This window comes from Pseudoalteromonas sp. RW-H-Ap-1, from assembly GCF_048318575.1.
GTDB lineage: Bacteria > Pseudomonadota > Gammaproteobacteria > Enterobacterales > Alteromonadaceae > Pseudoalteromonas.
Genome location: NZ_CP166996.1, coordinates 2,775,021 through 2,795,661, shown reverse-complemented (window position 1 = coordinate 2,795,661; position 20,641 = coordinate 2,775,021). Strand labels below are relative to the sequence as shown.

Below are 20,641 nucleotides of genomic sequence, written 5' to 3'. Positions count from 1 at the left end.
AGATTATTTAGGTATCGGCGCGAGGCTATAAAAGTTTAGCTATTAGCGTGTTTATTTAAAACTCGGGGTCAGCTTCAAACGTGAGTACTTGCTCTGTAACAGGATGCTTTAGTTGCAGCATTTGTGCATGCAGCTGTAATCGAGGTGCCGCAGCAAGTGCGTCTTTGTGAGCATATAGGCGATCGCCTAAAATAGGGTGGCCTAAGCTTAACATATGCACGCGCAATTGGTGGGAGCGCCCAGTAATAGGAGTCAGCTCTACACGGGTTGCCTGTGCTTCGCGCTCAAGCACTTTAAAATGAGTAAGCGAGGGCTTGCCATTGTCGTGATCAACCATTTGCTTAGGACGGTTCGGCCAATCACAAATAAGCGGTAAGTCAACTGAGCCGGTTTCACTTTCAAGTTGCCCATAAACTCGCGCAATGTAACGCTTTGCCGTTTCACGCTCTTGAAATTGCATACTTAAATGGCGGTGAGCGGCTTTGTTCATTGCCAAGCAAAGTATTCCTGAGGTAGCCATATCTAAACGGTGAACAATTTTAGCCGTAGGAAAAACACGGTTGACGCGATTAATTAAGCTATCGGCATGTTTTGGGTCTTTACCTGGTACGGTAAGTAACTCGCTAGGCTTATTTACAATAAGTAAATCATCGTCTTGAAACAGTATAGTTAAATACGGGCTCATAGGGGGATTGTAATTAACTAACACGGCAGACCTCAGTGATTTTGAAGTGCGCTATTTTAGTGGAGCGAGCGCAAAGGCTCAAGTAAAAAGCGCGATATAAATATCGCGCTTTTTTCGATGCAAACGTTAGTTGATCTTTAACTAACGACTGACAGCTTATAGCTAACAGCTAGATTCCTTAGTGCGAAACCACAATTAAACGAATGGCATCGAGTTTTAACTGCGCTTTTTCAATATGTGCGGTTAGCTCATTGCGTTGTTTATCGTAAAAAGTAATTTCTTCTTGGCGAATATTTGGGTTTATTTGTTTGAGTGCCTCTAAACGCTGCTGCTCTTCACTCAACGATGTTTGCATTTTAGCTAATGATTCTGCACGAATAACATCCAGCTTTTGTTGCGCCATGTCTTTTGCTGTGTTGATCATCGGATGAACCGCACTTTGTAATGCACCGGCTAATTTACTTGCTGTTTGACGGCCTACCGCAGATAACTGTTGATTAAAGCCATCAAAGCCAACGTTTTCGCCTAAGTTATTACTGCTCTTATCGAGTAAAATACGAATAGGCGTAGGCGGTAAAAAACGGCCCACTTGCAGTACTTTTGGTGCCATTGCTTCGGCAACAAAGATTAGCTCAACAAAGAATGTTCCTGGTGGTAACTTTTTGTTTTTAAGTAACGCCACTGACGCACTACCAAAGTCATCATCGCAAATCATGTCCATAGTGCCTTGCACCATAGGATGATCCCAACTAATAAAGTGAACATCTTCTTGTGAAAGAGCGGTATCACGGTCAAAGGTCACCGTCATGCCATCTTCTTTTAAAGCAGGGAATGACGCGTTAAGCATATGCTCAGTGGGTTTTAAAATAATGGTGTTTTCGCCTTTATCTTCTTGGCTTACGCCAAAGGTGTCGAACACATTGATCATGTAACTTGGTAGCTCAAACTGATTATCGAGTTTTTCAATGTCAGCTACAAGTGAATCAGCAGCGCCTTGCCCTGATGAATGCAGTTCTAGTAGGCGATCTCGGCCACTTTCCATTTGCTTACGTAATACTGCATTCTTTTGTGCTACTTGCTCAAGCAATGGGTCTAGCTCATCTTCGTCACAATTATGAGCTGCAATATATTCAAGTAAGTCTTCGCTAAACTCTTTATATAATAACTGCCCTGTGGTTGAAGTGCTTTCAAATGCATCTAGGCCTTCGTTGTACCAACGTAATAACACTTCCTGAGCCGTATTTTCAAAGTAAGGCACATGAATGTTTACATCTTGTGTTTGTCCTATGCGGTCTAAGCGACCAATACGTTGCTCAAGTAAATCTGGGTTGAGTGGTAAATCAAACAACACTAAATGATGTGAGAATTGGAAGTTACGACCTTCTGAACCAATTTCAGAACACAATAATATTTGAGCATTATCGTATTCATCGGCAAAGAATGCCGCGGCGCGGTCACGTTCAATAATCGACATACCTTCATGAAACACAGAGGCTTTAATTGCTTCGCGTTCACGTAATATTTGCTCAAGGCTGATTGCTGTTTCGGCTTTAGCACAAATGAGTAATACTTTTTCACGTTTGAGTGTTTTTAGCGTTTCAATTAGCCAATCTACACGAGGGTCAAATAAGCCCCAGCTGGCGCTTTCACCTTCAAACTCTTGAAATATTTTTTCAGGAAAAAGTGCACGTTGCGCACTGAGTTCAGCATTTTGAATGCCGCTCATATTACCTAATACGGTCATTGCCGTTTTGTATTGCTTAGGTAAAGCCATAGGGTAGGCGTGTAATTTACGACTTGGGTAACCATCAATACCACTGCGGCTATTTCTAAATAAGATGCGCCCAGTACCGTGACGGTCTAAAAGCATATTTAAAATTTCTTTACGTGCTTCAAGGTCACCTTGCTGTGCTGTTTCAAGAATGTCGGTGATATCCGTTTCTTTTAATAGCTCAATCAAGGTCGCTTTAGCGTTGTCATCTAATGCTTGCTCTTGCAGTAATTGGTTAGCAGCTTCGGCCACGTCTTTGTAGTTTGCTTCTTCTTCTTTAAACACGTCGTAGTCGTAAAAGCGATCTGGGTCGAGCAGTTGTAAGCGTGCAAAATGGCTACGATGACCAAGTTGGTCTGGCGTTGCTGTTAATAAGATTAGCCCCGGAATGTCTTGGCTCAGCTCAGCCATACGCTGGTATTCGGCACTAGGTTTATTGTTGTTAATGCTTAAATGATGGGCTTCATCAATAACTAATAAATCCCAGTCCGCCAACGTAGCTTGCTCAAACCAACGTTTTTTCTTAGTTAAAAACTCAAGGCTGGTAAGCACCAGTTGCTCGGTATCAAATACGTTTGGTGAATCAGCAAACGCTTCGTCGCAGCGCTCTTCATCAAAAATAGAAAAACGTAAATTAAAACGGCGTAGCATTTCTACTAACCATTGGTGCTGTAAGTTCTCAGGTACTACAATAAGCACACGGCTGGCGCGACCAGTAATAATCTGTTGATGTAAAATCATGCCAGCTTCGATGGTTTTACCCAAACCTACTTCATCAGACAGTAATACACGCGGCGCAAAACGTTTACCTACTTCTTGGGCAATATAAAGCTGATGCGGAATAAGGTTGGCACGTTGGCCAATTAAACCTTTAATAGGTGACTGTTGGCGTTCAAATTGGTGTAACCAAGTTTGGTAGCGCAAAGTGTATCGGTCAAAGCGGTCTACTTGGCCTGCAAATAAACGGTCTTGTGGTTTATTAAATTTAATAAAATGGTCTAAAAAGGTTTCTTTTAATTGTACTTTTTCACCGTTATCAATACGTTCACCGTGGTAGCACAGTAATTCGCCTTGTACTTCAATTGACTCAACTTGTAATTCCCACTCCTCAACGCTTCGGATCACATCACCAGGATTAAATGCTACGCGGGTTACCGGAGCTTCTGCAGAAGAATAAACACGGTTTTCACCACTGGCAGGAAATAAAATGCTGACCTGGCGGCCATCAATGGCAACAACGGTGCCCAATCCTAAATCTGACTCTGTATCACTGATCCAACGCTGACCTAAGGAAAAATTCATGTATGTCTCGTCTATGAAGAAAAAGGCGGCTATGTTACCTGTTAGATAACACCACTGCAAGGCGCTATTTGCTTGACTTTTAATTAATTTTATAAGTGTGAATTATTCCTATCTATAAGCACTGATTAGTGTGCCGATTTTGTAGGAAATTCAAACTAAATGATATTTGTCATAAAACAGACTTTTATGACAAATAGACTAAACTCAAATTATACCTAAGTAATTAATCAAGTTTATTAGTCACACTGATTAGTTTATTGGGTATAGCATAAAAATCATAAAACGTAAGGAAAGTGCTATGGAAAAAGCTTCGAACCTTGATAGTAAAATGTATGTGCTAGATACCAATGTATTGCTTCATGAACCCCTCGCGTATTTGTCATTTCAAGAGCACCAAGTGGTTATTCCAATGACGGTATTGGAAGAGCTTGATCACATTAAAGATAGAAAACACGATGTAAGTCGCGATGCCCGAGTGGCTATTCGAGGACTTGATGGGGTGCTTAGTCAGGCCTCTCCCGAGCAAATGTTACAAGGGGTTGCGCTACCAAGTAATAAACAAGGCGGATTAACGGGAAGCTTACTGATTGTAAACGACCATTTATTTGCCGATTCTATTTCTGGCTTACCGGGCAATGAAAACGACCACCGCATTATTAATTGCGCGGTGCACTTACAAAATCAGCACAGTGATAAAAAAGTCATACTGGTTACTAAAGATATCAACATGCGCTTAAAAGCCAAAGGGGCGGGGCTTAAATATGTTGAAGATTACCGTACCGATCAGCTTATTGACGATATCGCCTTACTTACCAGCGGCTATAAAAAAATTACTGGTGATTTTTGGCAGCATGTTGGCGAGTGTAACACTGAGCAACACGGGCGTGAAACAGTCCATCATATTCCTAAAGATTTAATCCCAGATGTGTTTTGTAATGAGTATTTACTTGATGATGGCGATCAGTTTGCCGCTAGAGTCAAATCTTACGATGGTGAGCATATTACCATTAAAGATATTGGAGCAGAGCGACTAATGCATCAAAGTGCTTGGGGAATAAAGCCAAAAAATATTTACCAAGCAATGGCACTAGATGCACTGCTCGATACCTCTATTGAACTTGTTATTTTAACCGGCCCTGCGGGATGTGGTAAAACCTTACTGGCGCTTGCATGTGCACTTGAGATGGTGATTGAAAAAGGTGTTTACGATAAAGTGATTGTAACCCGAAACACCCCTGAAATTGCCGAATCGATTGGCTTTTTACCTGGCACCGAGGAAGAGAAAATGGCACCTTGGCTGGCTGCAATAACTGATACCTTAGAGGTGCTGCATAAAGGAGATGAAAACCCTGTTTCAAGCCGTAATTATATTATGGAAAAAGCCAATGTTCAGTTTAAATCGGTGAACTTTATGCGTGGGCGAAGCATTCAAAATGCGGTGGTGATTTTAGATGAAAGCCAAAACTTAACGGCTTCTCAGCTCAAAACCATAATTACCCGCTGTGGTGAAGGAACTAAACTTATTTGTACCGGAAATTTAGCACAAATAGATAGTAACTATTTAACCGCGGTTACCTCAGGGCTTACCTATATTGTGGAGCGATTTAAGCACTTTGAAGGCGGTGCTACTGTTAATCTTAATGGTGTAGTTAGAAGTCGATTAGCGTCGTTTGCCGAGGAGAATTTATAACTTGCGCTTAATATCTTGGCTCGATAGTCTACAGTTTGATTTTTGAGCCAATAATTGGGCGAGTCGTTGAATTTTTTACCGTTAAAACATTATCACCGCTCTGTTTTTGTGGCGTTAGCACTGCCTTTATTAGTGGCCTCTTTTTTGTGTTTGCATTTTTATAATATAAAAATGGAACGCGCAATAACAAAAAAGACCACTGATTTTAATACATTATCGGCGCAGCTTGATCATGATATGCAAGCAATGAGTGATTTGCTTGATGAAATGTTTGTTATGTATAACAAGCAAACTTTTCTTGTAGAAAATCATAGTCTCACAGCAAACATTAACCAAGATGAGCATTACTACTATCGTCAATTTGACCATTTAAACGGTGAAATTGTAGGTAAAGGTCAGTTTAGTTCTTCTGAGTCGGCACTGTTACAGTGGCAGCAGGTAATATCGCTTGCACCCTCTTTTAATACCACCTTAGCGCTGCTTTCATCTGTGCATTCTGTTGCGTATGTTGATGAACGTGGGTTTGCATACTTAACTCGGCGCGAAAATACTCAAAATAATATATTTACCCCGCTATTGAATGGCGACTTTAAACCCTTACCGTCAGCAGCCAAATTGGCTTCGAGTGCAGTCATTAATCTAGGTAATAAAGCATATTTTGCGATTGGCCGTCAGCGTGAGCGAAATTCTTCTGATTATATTATTTTAATTTATGACTTGCAGGCCATCTCTGGCTGGTTAAACAAAATCACCTCTAAGCAAGGTGAGTATGTTTTTATTAATCAAGCAAATCAAATTATTGCCAGTTCACAGCAGTCAATTAACCAAGCAATAAATTTTTCGACATACTGGCCTCAAATTAATACGCGCTCATCAAAGCGTACAACTCTGTCTGAACCGCTTTTTTTAATTCAACCCTCAGATCAAACCCCGATTCATTTAGGATTTCTTGCTGATGAGCAAACACTGACCAGCAGCCTTGTGCAAGAAGTCGTGTTGGAGTTTATTTCATTAGCGTTATTTTTATGCTTGATGTTTTATGTCTTTTTTTGGTTAAGCAAGCGTATATTTATAAGGCCGATGACAGAGCTAATGCGTTACTTAGAACATCATAACGATGACAACTCGGGATATTTAAATTACAAAATACCATTAAATTGGCAACCTTGGTTTGCTAGAGTGAAAGCTATTTTTGCGAAAAATGAACGTTTAGTTATTTCATTGCAAAATGCTAATAAAAAGTTAGATGAGCAGGTGCAGCTCAAATCTGAAAAATTAAAACATAGCGACCAAGCAAAAGAGCGGCATTTAGCCCTGCTAAATACAGTACTTAACAGCGTGCCTGACTTTATATATTTTAAAAATACAGACGGCACCTTTTTAGGTTGTAATAAAGCATTTGAGCAGTTTATAGGTAAGAGCCAAAGCGAACTTATTGGTCAACAGGTGCACAGTGTTAGTCACAACTACGAGCAAATTAAACTGCTGGAACAGCAAGCATTACAGCATAAAATGCAAATTCAGCAGCGTATAGAGGTTGCTAAGCAAACTTATCAGTTAACGATTGCTCCGTTTTATGATGAACAGCGCCAATTGCTAGGCACTATGGGAATTGGTCGCGATATTACTGCGCAGCAACATACTCTATATGCATTAAAAGAGTCGGAATCTAAATTTAGAAGTGCCATTGAATTTGCTGCCAATGGGGTGTTTTTACTTTCACTTGAGTACGCTATTTTACAGGTTAATAAAGCTGCGCGAAAACTGTTTACCAAACATCATCAATTAACAGATACCCCGTTTGATACACTATTTAGTGACTCGCAGTGGCAAGAACTCGAAGCCTTACTGCAGCAACTACTGCACAACAAAAAACAGGTGTTTCATTTAACTTTTGCGCACACTCAATTAAATGCTTGGTTGCAGTTGAGTATGTCATTAATTTGGAATGAGAATGCTCAGCCGCTATATTATGTTATTCATATTCAAGATGTTACTGAGCTGACTAAAGCCAAAGATGATGCAGAGCGAGCCACTTTGGCTAAAAGTCGCTTTATTGCTAATTTAAGCCACGAAATACGTACTCCCCTTAATGCCATACTGGGGCTATTAGATATGTTAGCAGAGCATGGATTAACGCAGCGACAATTGCAACAGACCAGCCAAGCGACGTATGCAGCCAATAATTTATTACAAATGCTAAATAGTATGCTTGATTTTGCGCGTGTTGAAAGTAATGAAGCAACGCTGCAATTAGCGCCATTATGCCTAGTTGATTTGATTGATACCTGCGAAAGCTTAATTTTGCCTTTATGCCAAGCTAAACAGATACAGCTACAAATTGATATCGATCCACATATTTCCCCCTTTTTAGTTGGCGACACCATTCGTTTGCAACAAGTGTTGGGTAACTTATTAACCAATGCCGTTAAATTTACTCCTACAGGCAACGTGACATTAAAAATGCAGTTACAGCCAAGTAGCCGTGATGAGTTACAGCGTATCTGTTTTGGAGTTATAGATACTGGTGAGGGAATTGCTCTAGCCGATCAGCGCCGTTTATTTGATGCCTTCACCCAAGGCGATGAATCATCCACTCGTCAACATCAAGGGGTGGGTTTAGGACTGGCGATTGTAAAACACAGTGTGGCATTAATGGGCGGGGAGATTTCACTGAATAGCGATAAAGGACAAGGTTGCCACTTTTACTTCACGCTCGATTTAGCGACCGATACCAACAAAGTTACTCGTGATGAAAATAAGTTGTTAGTTATTACTAGCGCTAAAAATACGTTACTTAATCAAGTAATTAAAGCGCATCCTGTTATTAATAACCAAACGCTTAATAGGGCAATCGCTGAACCAGAATGTTTGCTGCAAGCGCACACAATAATCATTGATGCGTGTGAGCTGTCGGCCTTTTTAACACCAAAAATAAAAACAACACTGCGCACAGCTACTATTTCAGTTGTTGTAATTGCGAATAATCAAGACGAACAGCCACCAATAAATGACTCTTTTATTACCCAGTTCCTACCCTCAAGCGCACTTGCACAGCGATTACTTATTTTAAGCTCGCAAAAAATAACGAAGGTAATTGAAAATAAAGCGCAAAAACCGCGTGATAAAGTCGCAGGGATATTAGTATTAGCGATAGACGATAATCCATTGAACCTCGATATTATTAGCAGTATTTTGAGTCAAGCCGGAGTAAATATTGTTACGACCAATGACCCGCAAAAAGGGATTGAATTGGTGAGTGTATTACGGCCCGACTTAGTCTTAATGGATATTCAAATGCCCAATATTGATGGCTATCAAGCGACTGAGGTAATACGCCAACAGTTTGACGCTCAGCAATTACCTATTTTTGCATTAACTGCGCATAGTGAACCAGCCGATATTGAGCGTTCACTCAATGGTGGGATGAATAAACATTTAACTAAGCCTGTGGTTGCGCCAGTTTTATTTACAGCAATGGCTAGTCTTGGTATCACAGCGCCTCGCTTTTTTGATAAAGCCTTTGCTTTGTCTCAGTTTGACGATGATCAGTCTGTACTGCACAGTATGTTGGACAAGTTAGCGACATTAAGTGAGTCATATTCAGCTGAGCTTCAAAACAACAACCCTAGTATTGAAATGGTACGCTTAGTGCATAGTTTAAAAGGGATAGCAGGAAATTTAGGTTTTAACCGATTATTATTGTGTGCTCAACACACTGAGCAGGTATTAAAAGCGGGCGGCGAGCACGCCGCAGCTGCAATTAAAGAATTAATAATACAGTTAGAGCAAGTGCAAATTTATATAAAAAGTTTAGATGTAAGCAATGATAAATAAAGCAAAAATATTAATTGTAGATGACGATGCGCTTAACCGAATCATTTTAGAAAAAACCCTAAGTGACGAGCATGAGGTTTACTTAGTGGCTAGTGGTGAAGAGGCGTTGGTATTTGTTAAGCACACACAAGTAGACTTAATTATTTTAGACATTATGATGCCAGGCATGAATGGTTACGACGTGCTGGTGGAGCTTAAAGAAAGCAGCCTAAGCCATACAATCCCCATTATTTTTATCTCAGCGAATAGCTCTCATGAAGACGAAGCAAAAGGCTTAGAGTTAGGCGCAATGGATTACATTGTTAAGCCATTTTGTGCCTCTATTGTTAAAGTGCGTGTGCGTAATCAATTACTCATTAAGCAAAAAAACGATTTATTAGAAATGCTTGCGTCTATTGATGGTTTAACAGAAATACCTAACAGACGTTATTTAGATGAAAACTTAGAACGAGAGTGGCGAAGAAGTAAGCGTAATAATTCCTCCATGTGTGTACTGCTTATCGATATTGATCACTTTAAGCGCTATAACGACTACTACGGTCATCGTGCTGGCGATGAGTGTTTAAAAGCAGTGGCGCAAACATTAGTGGCGCAATGTGAACGTGGCAGTGATTTTGTTGCCCGTTATGGTGGTGAAGAGTTTGTTGCAGTATTACCAGAAACCAATCAGCAAGGCGCTATTGCGTTTGCTAATAAATTACGCAAAGCTATTAATGACTTGAATATAGAACACAACGCCTCGTTAAATGCTTCGCACATTACTATTAGTATTGGAATTGCCTCAAGTGAGAGCAGTCAAGCATACACCGAGAAAGCGTTGTTAGAAGAGGCTGACTCAGGTTTATATAATGCTAAAAAGTCAGGGCGCAATCAAATTAGCGCCCAATAGTATTTTCGAGTGCTTAATTTGTTAGCATCAATAACGCTGAACTACCAATACCCACTAATTTATCATTTTTGAAAACGAGCGGTGTACATTCATCTTTGGTCATTTTCCCATCTGAATGAATGCTGTGCGTTGCGTAGAACAAGACTTGGTAAACATCATCCTGTTTTTTTAACAATTCAGTGAAGTTAGGTGTTTTTAGTTGGTTTAATACCGACTGATACGAGCTATCCATTGCCAAGCCCGAAATGATTTCACGATTATTTTTATGTGTTGCTTGCCAACCTGAAGAGCTATTACCTGCCCAATGACCCTCTGCTTCGCCATCTGATACAGCGATTACACAACCCGTTAAAAAAGGAGCGGTAAGTGCAGCGATTAAAAGTGTTTTTTTCATTTTTTATTACCCTAGATGATTAATTAAAAACAATATAGCAAAGACTAGGCCAGTTTTTAAAGTCTTAAAAATCAATAGCTTGTTTTTATTGTGTTTGGTGGGGTGGTGGCTTTTTTAAAATATAAATCTAAAAAGCCACTTTTTAGTAATTTTGACTAAGTTACTTTTATGGCATTAAACCAAGCGGTTACGCGACTCGTGTTGGCTAAATGCTGCAATATTTAAACTCACTTCTTTTACTAAACGCACGATAGATTCAGTGCTCGCCCACGCTATATGCGGGGTAAGTAGTAAGTTATCACCGGTATAATTAGCCAGAGGATTTGTCAGCTCAGCGGGCTCTTTGGTAAGTACATCAACGCCCGCACCGGCAATAATATTGGCTTTTAATGTTTCTACTAAGTCAGCTTCATTGATAATCCCACCGCGTGCGGTATTAATAATTAGCGCAGTTGGTTTCATCATTTTTAATTCATTAAGCGTAATTAAGTCGCGCGTTTCATCATTAAGTGGGCAGTGAACGCTAATAATATCCGCTGTTTTTATTGCTGTTTCAAACGGGGTGCGTCCGTTGCGACACGCTGCGCCTTTACGCTCTGCAATAATCACATTGGCGCCAAACGCTTCAGCCACTTTAGATACTGCATTACCCAAAGTGCCACCACCAATAATGGCTAATGTTTTGCCCTGGATGTCATTAAAGTTGTAATCCAGTCGACAAAACATCTCACTTTTTTGCCACGCGCCTTGCTGACAATCTGCTTGATAGCGGTGAGTATTACCTAATAAGTTAGTGATCAACGAAAAGGTATGCTGAACAACAGAAGGGGTCGAATAACCGGCAACATTAGTAACTGCTATGCCTAAGTCTTTCGCGGCATTTAAATCAACATTATTGGTACCCGTTGCACTAACACAAATGAGCTTTAATGATTTTAATTGCATCATAGTGTCACGATTAATCACCACTTTGTTGGTGATTAAAACTTCTGCATTTTGGCTATGCGCTAATACTTGCTCAGGGCGAGTTAGTTGATGCACTGTGAGCTCTCCAAGTGCTGAAATACCATCCAGTGAGGTGTTTGCCAGTGTTGCGTTATCAAGAATTGTTATATTCACGGTGTGTCCTAATATATGTATGTGTTAGAGAGGGAGTAACCTCTGTACGCAGATAAAAAGATCATTATTTAATTGAATGTTATAGATTTATTTAGACTTAGCTTATTGTGTTCACATTAACAGGAGTAAAGTCATATTTAAATGTGGTCTGCCCACTGAGGGTTAACTTGCATGTTATTATGATCAACTGCCTTGCTAAGTTAACTTGAACAAAGTGCTATTAGTAAGGTCTATCCATTTGAATTAATAATTAATAGCTATAGTTTATACACATGAGCGGTTAATCTGGCAATGATGCTCAGTACTAAACTATAACGCTATGAAAACTCAGTAAATCGAACTTTAGTATTGCTAGTTTCGTATTTTTGCTTGAGTTATAATCAAAATCAGACATAACGGGGCGTTTTCGCGCGCCGTTTTTAACTTTGTAGATGCAGTAAATGATAGAACTAGAAGATAAGTACGCAGATATAAGACCTTACAATGACGATGAAGTTGCCGCCTCATTAACGCGATTAATTAACGATAATGCGTTTCTTGATGTGATAGCAAAGTATAATTTGCCACGCTTTATATCCGCAGTTGGGTTTTTAGCACGCGCTATAATAAAGCATCAGTTGCGTAAAAAATGGGGCAAAGTTAAAACAGTTGAAGATGTACAAAATGAAGTTGCACATTACTTAAATAAATTAGTAAACCGCACCACATCAAACGTTACTTTTTCCGGCTTAGAGGCGTTAGACCCTAATCAAGCCTATCTTTTTGTTTCAAACCACAGAGACATTGTACTCGATCCTGCATTGGTTAATTGGGGCCTTTTTCAGCATAAAATGAAAACCGTGAGAATTGCGATTGGTGATAACTTACTGCAAATCCCATACATTACTGAGCTTATGCGTTTAAATAAAAGTTTTATTGTAAAACGCTCAGCTAAAGCGCCAAAGGAGATGTTAAAAGCGCTGACTCAGTTATCGGCTTATATTTATGACTCACTCAGCAGTGGGCATTCTATTTGGATTGCTCAAAAAGAAGGCCGTGCCAAAGACGGTGTAGATCAAACCGATCCCGCACTATTAAAAATGCTGCAACTAAATGGACGTAAACAAAAGAAAGAATTCGGCGAATACATTAAAGAACTAAAAGTGGTGCCGGTTGCAATATCTTACCAATATGAACCCTGTGCAATAGCTAAGGCAAAAGAGCTGTATCATAAACAGCATCATGGTAAATATGTGAAATCGGCGGGTGAAGATATTGCCAGCATTGTTGAAGGTTTTAGTTCAGCCAAAGGGCATGTGCACTTATCGTTTGGCCAGCCTATTCAGTCAGATTGCGATAGTGCCGATGAATTGGCAAAAACCATTGATAAGCAAATAATTGACTCGTTTTATTTGCACCCAGGCAATTATATTGCGGGTGGTTGTACTGAAGCGGTTATAAATAAAGATGATGCAGCACAATTTGCAGAGCGTTTAGCAAAAGTGCCAGAAGAATTAAGATCTTTGGTACTAGCGATGTACGCCAAACCGTATCATAGAAAAACACAAGTAGATGAACAAAGCTGTGAACATTAATTAACAGCTAAGATAAAAGCAGCAATTAATTGGCTGCTTTTTTTTGCACAAAAATAGCGCTATACTCAAGCTATGCTTTTTTAGAATGGAGGGGTTGATGCAACAAATTGAAATATTTGATATTCCTAGCCCTTGTAAAGGTATTTGCTTGGTTAATAACCGTGGCTACTGCAAAGGATGTTATCGCAGTCGTGATGAACGATTTTCGTGGAATTCGTTAACCAATGCCCAAAAAAGAAAGTATTGAGCCTATGCCAACAACGCTATAAACGTTATTTACAGCAAAAAAAGAAAGCTGAGCAAACCGCTTCGCCATCACAGCAGCAAGGCTTTGATTTTTAAAATTGTAGTTTGTACTTTGACCTGAGTTTAGCCACCGTGCCATTGTTGTGTAATTTCTTAAGTGTAGTCTCAAGCTGCAAAGCAATACTCGCATGGCTATTATGTAAATAATGATAAAGCGGGTAGGTAGCAACCACTTGTTTTTCATAGCAACCTAAAGCAGGAGGAATAGTTTTATTGGCCATCGCAAAATCAATCAATAATGCAGCTTCTACTTTTTGCTGGATCAGTAAATTTAGTTGAGTGGTATTATTTTTTACTTCAATAACCTCGCCTTGAAAATCAATACTGTCTAAATATCGCTGTTGCACAGGGTAGCTGGCTAAAATAGCAACGCTATCCATTGTTTTAGTAGAGCTGGGTTCACAGTGCTTATAAAGCTCAAGACTAAATTTAAATAACGGGTAATTAACTCGAATTAAGTTTTTGTAAGCACTTTCAATACTAATATCACGAGCAAGCTGCCCATCTAACATGCCATTATTTGCCGCGAATAATGCATTCTGGCGATTAAAATCGATAATATTTAATTTAAAGCCTATATCTGCATACGCTAATTGTAATAGCTCAATAGTATAATTTGCTTGCTGGGTGTTCTGCGGGCGATTAAATGTATAGCTGTAACTATGGCCAAATGACGGATTGCTAAAAACTAAACCTATTAATACAAGTAGTCCTTTAGAGTATTTAAACACGTCAGTATTTCCAGTCTATTAGAGGCAAATGAGTAGGTGGGTATAATAACAAATTGGCTGTGTTTTGCCCAGTTTCTAGTCATAATCTAGCAGAGTCTATCTTTAACAATTATTGATCCCCTTAGATTATTTACGGCAGATTCTTTTTATTCGCTACAGAGTTAGTTTATTATAAGTTTAAACGTATAATCTAAGTTTTATCGGGCCAGTGAAAGGGGTAATATGAGTTATAACCTGTGTGATTTACCACGAGAGCAAAAGTATCAAATTCAGTTAGACTACGAAGCTTCATTTTGGGCATATCAAATTAAGCGTGGCAAGAAAACGCGTGAACAAGTTTACGACACCCTGCATAGTCGTCCTGTTGCGGAGCAAGGTTTTTTAAAGCAAAAGTTTGAGCAATATTTGGCACTTATGCTAAGTTAGAGTTTACTTGCTATGGTTGTTATAAAACAATTAGAACCAGTTAAAACGCCCTTAATAAATAAGTTTTATACCTTACATAAAGTTCGCGGTCGCGCAAATAAACAAGACCAACTGTGGGTCGCTTACGATAACCACACGATGATTGCGGCGTGCCGGTTACAACATAAACCGACTTTTTTATTTTTATCGACTGTTTTTGTGGCCCCTGAATACCGCTCAACTGGTGTTGCAACAAAGCTGTTAAGCACGCTTTTAAATCAGCAAACCGACGTTGTTTACACATTCGCTTACCAACATATTACTGATTTTTATCAGGCACTTGGTTTTAACCAGGTGTTAACATATACTCCTGAGTTATTAACGCTATTTGATGCATACAAGCACCGCAATATTATTGCATTGAAATATCAGCAACCCTAAATCAGCATAGGAAACACATGGGCATCTGTATTAATAGGTTTATCACAGCCATGTTTGTGCTATTTATGCTCATAAGCCTCGCTGCAACAGCGCAAGTAAAAAGGTTATCCCCGAGCGAAGGGTTATCTCAAAGCTACGTTAATACTATGCTTATTGATAATAATGGCTATTTATGGCTCTCTACTGAAGGAGGGTTAAATCGCTACGACGGCTACCAGGTTATTCCAATTAATGGCCCAAATGGTGAGTTAGAAGAGACCATTATTGATCGCATATACCAAGATCCAGAAGGACAAATTTGGATTGCTTCCTTGTTAGCGGGGCTTTTCAGGTATGACCCGCAAACAAATACCTATCAGCAGTATCTAAAAAAGCCAGTGACAGAAGAGCAAATTCTTCAGCAGTCTGTTTTTACTATGTTGGCCACAGATGATAAATCCTTGTGGATTGGACAAGGGCGAGTGTTTGCAAAACTTGATATAGCCAGTGGCTCTATTACTCCTTTATTTAAGCTGCCTGAGCAATTTGAAAATGCATTTGTACGTACCTTGTTTCATTACAATGGCTATATCTTTATTGGCAGTACAGACGGTGCTTATGTATTTAATATTGCAACGCAACAAGTACGCCCTCTAGAGCATTTAAGCGAAACCGATGTACACATCTATCAAAACAATGTGAAGTCATTTGCACTGGGTGATAGTAATCGGTTATTGGTTGGGGCTGTTAAAGGTTTATACGCTGTTGATATTAGCAATATAGAGGCATTGTTTAATAATAATGAGCAGTCATTTACAAATGAAAAGCTGCTGGCTGATTTAAATGTTTGGGATATAGATAATCAGCAGGGGGTTGTTGATTTAGCAACAGACAAAGGTCTGCTCAGCTTTAATTTGACCACCAAAACGGTGGTTAAAAATAAACGTATTCAACAAAGTAAATACACCCTTGCCGATACCAGCATTATTGATATGGTAAAAGATAAATCAGGCGGTATGTGGCTTGCGACTAAAACTGATGGTGCTTTTTACTTATCGGGAGACAACTATAAGTTTTATAATGTGGAGGGAAATGCTCTGGGAGGGGATGGATTTTCGCATCACTCAGTCTGGGCAATTAAACAATTCCAAGATAAGTTATGGTTAGGTACCCATAATGGTTTAACTGCGGTTGATATAAAAAATAACACCTCAACGGTGTATTTAAAAGATTATAAAGTTGATTTACTAACCACAGAATTTACTATTTTCAAAATTATGCCTTACAAAAATAAACTCTGGTTACAAACAAACCGAGGGCTGTTTATTTTTGACCCCCAAACCCAGCAGCTTACTCAACCTAAAACTGCCAGCCCCAAGAACCAAATATTTTTAAACGACTGGATGCATGGTATTGCCTTGTTAGAAAATGGTGATTTATATTTTGTTCACCCTGATCATGGCATGTTTAAATATAATATTGATAGCCTGATTTTAACCCCATTAAAAGGCGAGTTTTCCCAATTCGACCCGTTCTTAGCACATGGCTTTTTAGCGCCATTGCCCTCTCAGCCAAAGTGGCCGCTATTTTTTAGTGGTGGGGTGTTATACCAGTTTAATCCTGATGAGCTCAGTTTAAATACCCTTTATAAAGTACCCAAACATCATGACAATGTTGCAGTGAGAATTCTTTCGTATATTGAAGACAGGCAAGGGATTCTATGGCTCTCTTTATCTAACTTTGGTTTGATTGGAATTGATGCCAGCAGCTATGAATTAGTGCATACCATTGATTTAGATAAAAATAAATTAGGCACACTATTATACGATATGGTGCTAGATGAAGAGGGAATGATTTGGATGAGTAGTCATAAAGGAATATGGCGACTAAACCCTAACACTATTCATTTTCAGCAGTTTACTACATCAGACGGGGTGCTTTCTGCTGAATTTAATAGTGGTGCTATGGCAAAATTAAATGATGGACGAATTGCCTATGGTAGCCTTAAAGGCTTTACCTATTTTGATCCCAAAGAGAATAAAAATAGCCAAGGTTTGTTAGAACATGTCAACATTACTCGCATTAATTTAATGTCTCGAAATTTGTCGATTAACTTACAACAGCCATTAAAAAATATTACTTTAAATCATGATGATATAGGGCTTGAAATTGCGTTCTCAGCGATGTCATTCAGTTTTCAAGAACGTATTATTTATGAATATCAGCTCGATAAAGGTAAAAAAAGTTATACCCGTAATAATCGCGTGGTGTTTCCTAAATTAAACCCAGGAAGCTACCAGTTAAAAGTCTGGGCAAAGGATCCGTTGACGGGTGAGTATACCCCGCCAGCAACGTTAAATATTAAAGTGAAATACCCGTTATGGCGGGCCCCTTACTTTTTAGCACTTTATGCTATTTTGTTGATCACTGTAGTGACTGCATGGGTGATGAGACGTAACAAAATACAGCGTATTTTATTAGCTGCACACAAAGAAAGCCAAGATAGCGAGGCGCGCTTAAAGCTTGCGCTAGAGGGAAGTGAATCGGGGGTATGGGATTGGCAAGCAAATCAGTTAAATATTTATCAGCCAAGGTTAGTTAACGAATTAGGTTATGCGGAAGACTCAGTCAGTTTAGATGACTACTTAGATAAAGTTCACCCACAAGAGCGTGCTATTTTTAGGTTAGAGTGGTTAGAATTTTTATCAACTGACAAAGGATATTTTAACTGTACTTACCGATTGCGTCATGCCAAAGGTCATTGGCGCTGGTACAAAGACTTTGGCAAAGTGGTTGAATGGAATGAAACAACTCCGCAAAAAGTAGCGGGTACGTATACCAATATGACACGCGAGATGGCATTTGAAGAACACGCTCGACTATTTACTGCCGCGTTTGAACAGACTCGAGATTGGGTGTTTATTTTAGATAAAAACTTTAATATACGTGCTTCAAATAAGTCGCTACAAACGGCTTTTGCTTTATCGGCAGAGCCTCGTTCAACTCGCTCACTTAATTTAGGTATGACTCGCAGTAGCTATTTTGATTATTTACGCATTATGCAAAAACTTGAAGTAGGTGAGCATTTCTCATGTGAAGATACTGTGGTATTGGCTAATAAGGAACAGCGCCATGTGTTAGTAAAAATAAGCGCTGTAGCGGATGAAAGCCAAAGATTAAGCAGTTATGTGGTTATTTTAACGGATATTCATGCCCAGAAGTCAGCTGAGAATGAGCTACATTTATTAACTAATTACGATTCATTAACGGGTTTGCCAAACAGAACTCTATTTAACGACCGAGCTATGCACGCCATAGATCAAGCGCGCCGCCATCACAGTAAAGTCGCTTTAATACACGTAAATATAAAACGCTTTAAATACTTTAATGACTCATTTGGGACAGAAAGCGCTGATGAGATTATTAAGCTGGTGGCAAATCGTTTAAAAATAGCACTGCGTCCCTGTGATAGCGTAGCGCGTTTAAGTGGTGATGAATTTGTTATTTTAGTTGAAGATATTCAACAAATAGAAGAAGTATTACTTATATGCACCAAGCTTATGGATTGTGTGAGTAAAGACATTTCTATGAATAACCAAAGTGTGAAGGTTCATCTAAGTATTGGGGTGGCGCTTTTCCCTGATGACGCGACGCATTATAAAGCGCTGTTAAAAGCTTCAAATGTGGCGCTCTATTATGCTAAAGATGGTTTAGAAGGTGGTTACAAGTTTTACAAACAAGAAATGAATCAAAAAATTGAAAGGGCGCTGCATTTAGAGTCGCAATTGATCAAAGCGTATCATGAGCATGAGTTTTGTAATTACTATCAACCTATAATTAGTACATCTACACAAAGAACGGTAGGCTTTGAGGTGTTATTACGCTGGCCTGAAAATCAGCTAGCTAGTACGCAAGAGTTTGCAAATGTGGCTGAAAATATTGGTTTAATTACCAAAATTATGCTGCAAACATTTAAAAGAGCACTTGTACAGTTGGTGCGTTGGCGCAAGGTGAATCCCGATTTATATTTATCAATTAATTTATCAGCACTTGATTTTGAGTTTGCTGAGCTTATACCTGAAATTCGCCAGGCATTGAGTAATGCGGCACTACCGCCTGAGGCTATTGTATTTGAAATAACGGAGTCTATTTTAATGCGAGACTCAGAGTATGCGCTTAAAAATATGGATGCACTAAAGCAGCTCGGATGTAAATTATACATGGATGACTTTGGAACGGGTTATGCTTCATTAACGTATTTAAAGCGCTTCCCCATTGATGTATTAAAGATTGATCGTAGTTTTGTGCAAGATATTGGTATTGATTCAGATAATGAAGCGATTATTCAATCCACGCTGACTTTAGCCAGCAGTTTAGGTAAAGAGTGTATTGCTGAAGGGGTTGAAAGCGCACATCAACTGGCCTTCTTAAAAGCTCAAGGTTGCAGCTACTTTCAAGGTTATTTGTTCAGTAAAGCGGTGCCTAAAGAGCAAGTGCTTGAGCTCATTGAACGCGATTGGCAGCCTGTATTTTCACAAGCTTAAAGCGCCTCTGCTTTGTGTATGTGTTATTAAGGGCGCTTACCACAATGGCGACAAAATAAATGTGAGCTGCGTTTATTAAGTTCCGCTTTTATTGCTTTATTAGCTTCTAACTTACTTAACCCGAGTTTGTAGCGAAGATCTTCTAGGTGATGTAATTGCTCGTCGGAGAGTTTACCATCGGTTATTTGCTCATGGGTGGCATCTTCAAATAACTGACGACGTTTACGAACTTGCTCTGAAAAGCTCGACGCTAATAAACCAGTGGGTATAGCCACCATGCCCATGCTTACTAGAGTGATGACACCACCAAACAGCTTACCAATCGGTGTTATTGGCACAACATCACCATACCCAACTGTAGTTAGTGTTGCCATTGCCCACCACATAGCGGCTGGAATTGAGCCGAACTTGTCTGGTTGAATGTCATGTTCTAATAAATAAATACCGCATGAAGCTAAAATAAGTACTACTGCCATAATAAAAAATGCAGCCAATAATGAACTTGATTCATCAATAAATGCCTGTAATAACAGCTGTATAGCCCGTGAATAACGAGTGAGCTTAAATACTCTTAATAAACGTAGTACGCGTAAAAAACGCAAGTCTAAAGCAAAGAAAAGCATTAGCAGGCTTGGCAAAATGGCGATTAAATCGATGATAGCCAAAGGTGATAAAATATAGCGGATCCGTTTTTGTGTATTGGAGCAATCCATAGAGGCGTATTTTACTCTATCTACACAAGTCCAAGCACGTATTAAGTATTCAGTACTAAATATGGCAACCGATACCAGCTCTAATATTAAAAATTCGTTATAGTACGCAGTGGCAATGCTATGCACTGATTCGAGTACAATGGCCACCACATTAATCATAATTATAGTGATTAGTAGGGCATCTAAAAAGTGGCCGGCCCGTTGGTACTTTCCTGAAGACTCAAATACTTGGTTGATGGTTTGTCTAAGTTTTTGCATAGT

13 protein-coding genes and 1 pseudogene are annotated in these 20,641 nt (G+C 39.3%); 8 read left to right on the top strand and 6 right to left on the bottom strand.

The genetic code is table 11. From position 1 onward, the window contains the following. Positions 1–55: 55 nt before the first annotated feature. Positions 56–709, bottom strand: coding sequence for a bifunctional tRNA pseudouridine(32) synthase/23S rRNA pseudouridine(746) synthase RluA (gene rluA / locus AB8618_RS13370; protein ID WP_075169847.1), 654 nt, complete (start codon positions 707–709; stop codon positions 56–58). A 154-nt stretch (positions 710–863) separates the two neighbouring features. After that, entirely contained in the window at positions 864–3,758 is a 2,895-nt protein-coding gene (gene rapA, locus AB8618_RS13365; RefSeq protein WP_076920059.1) for an RNA polymerase-associated protein RapA, read from the bottom strand. Positions 3,759–4,056: 298 nt separating this feature from the next. Between rapA and AB8618_RS13360 the strand changes: the two genes are divergently transcribed. The 3 genes from AB8618_RS13360 to AB8618_RS13350 all read left to right on the top strand — a co-directional run bounded on the left by AB8618_RS13360 (position 4,057) and on the right by AB8618_RS13350 (position 10,174). Beyond that, positions 4,057–5,448 (top strand): PhoH family protein, encoded by a 1,392-nt coding sequence (locus AB8618_RS13360; protein WP_010391619.1) that lies wholly within the window; start codon positions 4,057–4,059, stop codon positions 5,446–5,448. 66 nt (positions 5,449–5,514) lie between these two features. Then, the gene (locus AB8618_RS13355) at positions 5,515–9,285 is read left to right on the top strand and encodes an ATP-binding protein (RefSeq protein ID WP_413400795.1); all 3,771 of its coding nucleotides are present in this window, start codon (positions 5,515–5,517) and stop codon (positions 9,283–9,285) included. Beyond that, entirely contained in the window at positions 9,275–10,174 is a 900-nt protein-coding gene (locus AB8618_RS13350; protein ID WP_413400794.1) for a diguanylate cyclase, read from the top strand. The genes AB8618_RS13355 and AB8618_RS13350 overlap by 11 nt, the downstream gene beginning before the upstream one ends. A gap of 13 nt (positions 10,175–10,187) precedes the next feature. Here the strand turns inward: AB8618_RS13350 and AB8618_RS13345 are convergent, their stop codons facing one another. Both AB8618_RS13345 and AB8618_RS13340 read right to left on the bottom strand, forming a co-directional pair. Further along, positions 10,188–10,568 carry a DUF3192 domain-containing protein gene (locus AB8618_RS13345; RefSeq protein WP_131691685.1) on the bottom strand — a complete coding sequence of 127 codons (381 nt, stop codon included), beginning with the start codon at positions 10,566–10,568 and terminating at the stop codon, positions 10,188–10,190. Between the two features lie 174 nt (positions 10,569–10,742). Further along, positions 10,743–11,687 carry a D-2-hydroxyacid dehydrogenase gene (locus tag AB8618_RS13340; protein WP_413400793.1) on the bottom strand — a complete coding sequence of 315 codons (945 nt, stop codon included), beginning with the start codon at positions 11,685–11,687 and terminating at the stop codon, positions 10,743–10,745. A 440-nt stretch (positions 11,688–12,127) separates the two neighbouring features. Between AB8618_RS13340 and AB8618_RS13335 the strand changes: the two genes are divergently transcribed. Both AB8618_RS13335 and AB8618_RS13330 read left to right on the top strand, forming a co-directional pair. Next, positions 12,128–13,261, top strand: a complete 1,134-nt coding sequence (locus AB8618_RS13335; protein WP_413400792.1) for a 1-acyl-sn-glycerol-3-phosphate acyltransferase — start codon at positions 12,128–12,130, stop codon at positions 13,259–13,261. Positions 13,262–13,358: 97 nt separating this feature from the next. Continuing rightward, positions 13,359–13,603, top strand: a pseudogene (locus AB8618_RS13330) (DUF1289 domain-containing protein). Here AB8618_RS13330 and AB8618_RS13325 read toward each other — a convergent pair. Continuing rightward, entirely contained in the window at positions 13,600–14,298 is a 699-nt protein-coding gene (locus AB8618_RS13325; RefSeq protein ID WP_413400790.1) for a hypothetical protein, read from the bottom strand. The pseudogene AB8618_RS13330 and the gene AB8618_RS13325 sit on opposite strands and share 4 nt — an antisense overlap. A gap of 222 nt (positions 14,299–14,520) precedes the next feature. Here AB8618_RS13325 and AB8618_RS13320 point away from each other — a divergent pair, with 222 nt between their 5' ends. Genes AB8618_RS13320 through AB8618_RS13310 form a run of 3 tightly spaced genes read left to right on the top strand, consistent with a single transcriptional unit; the run spans position 14,521 to position 19,667 of the window. Next, entirely contained in the window at positions 14,521–14,724 is a 204-nt protein-coding gene (locus AB8618_RS13320; RefSeq protein ID WP_008113353.1) for a DUF3283 family protein, read from the top strand. Positions 14,725–14,736: 12 nt separating this feature from the next. Further along, the gene (locus tag AB8618_RS13315) at positions 14,737–15,144 is read left to right on the top strand and encodes a GNAT family N-acetyltransferase (RefSeq protein ID WP_138609142.1); all 408 of its coding nucleotides are present in this window, start codon (positions 14,737–14,739) and stop codon (positions 15,142–15,144) included. Between the two features lie 17 nt (positions 15,145–15,161). Continuing rightward, the gene (locus AB8618_RS13310; RefSeq protein ID WP_413400789.1) at positions 15,162–19,667 is read left to right on the top strand and encodes an EAL domain-containing protein; all 4,506 of its coding nucleotides are present in this window, start codon (positions 15,162–15,164) and stop codon (positions 19,665–19,667) included. Positions 19,668–19,693: 26 nt separating this feature from the next. Here the strand turns inward: AB8618_RS13310 and AB8618_RS13305 are convergent, their stop codons facing one another. Then, positions 19,694–20,638 carry an ion transporter gene (locus AB8618_RS13305; RefSeq protein WP_413400788.1) on the bottom strand — a complete coding sequence of 315 codons (945 nt, stop codon included), beginning with the start codon at positions 20,636–20,638 and terminating at the stop codon, positions 19,694–19,696. Positions 20,639–20,641: the final 3 nt, after the last annotated feature.

What these genes read in the sequence shown, in the direction of transcription:
- rapA (WP_076920059.1), bottom strand. Translation starts at nt 3,758, where the DNA reads ATGAATTTTTCCTTAGGTCAGCGTTGGATCAGTGATACAGAGTCAGAT.
- AB8618_RS13360 (WP_010391619.1), top strand. Translation starts at nt 4,057, where the DNA reads ATGGAAAAAGCTTCGAACCTTGATAGTAAAATGTATGTGCTAGATACC.
- AB8618_RS13350 (WP_413400794.1), top strand. Translation starts at nt 9,275, where the DNA reads ATGATAAATAAAGCAAAAATATTAATTGTAGATGACGATGCGCTTAAC.
- AB8618_RS13345 (WP_131691685.1), bottom strand. Translation starts at nt 10,568, where the DNA reads ATGAAAAAAACACTTTTAATCGCTGCACTTACCGCTCCTTTTTTAACG.
- AB8618_RS13335 (WP_413400792.1), top strand. Translation starts at nt 12,128, where the DNA reads ATGATAGAACTAGAAGATAAGTACGCAGATATAAGACCTTACAATGAC.
- AB8618_RS13320 (WP_008113353.1), top strand. Translation starts at nt 14,521, where the DNA reads ATGAGTTATAACCTGTGTGATTTACCACGAGAGCAAAAGTATCAAATT.
- AB8618_RS13315 (WP_138609142.1), top strand. Translation starts at nt 14,737, where the DNA reads ATGGTTGTTATAAAACAATTAGAACCAGTTAAAACGCCCTTAATAAAT.
- AB8618_RS13310 (WP_413400789.1), top strand. Translation starts at nt 15,162, where the DNA reads ATGGGCATCTGTATTAATAGGTTTATCACAGCCATGTTTGTGCTATTT.
- AB8618_RS13305 (WP_413400788.1), bottom strand. Translation starts at nt 20,638, where the DNA reads ATGCAAAAACTTAGACAAACCATCAACCAAGTATTTGAGTCTTCAGGA.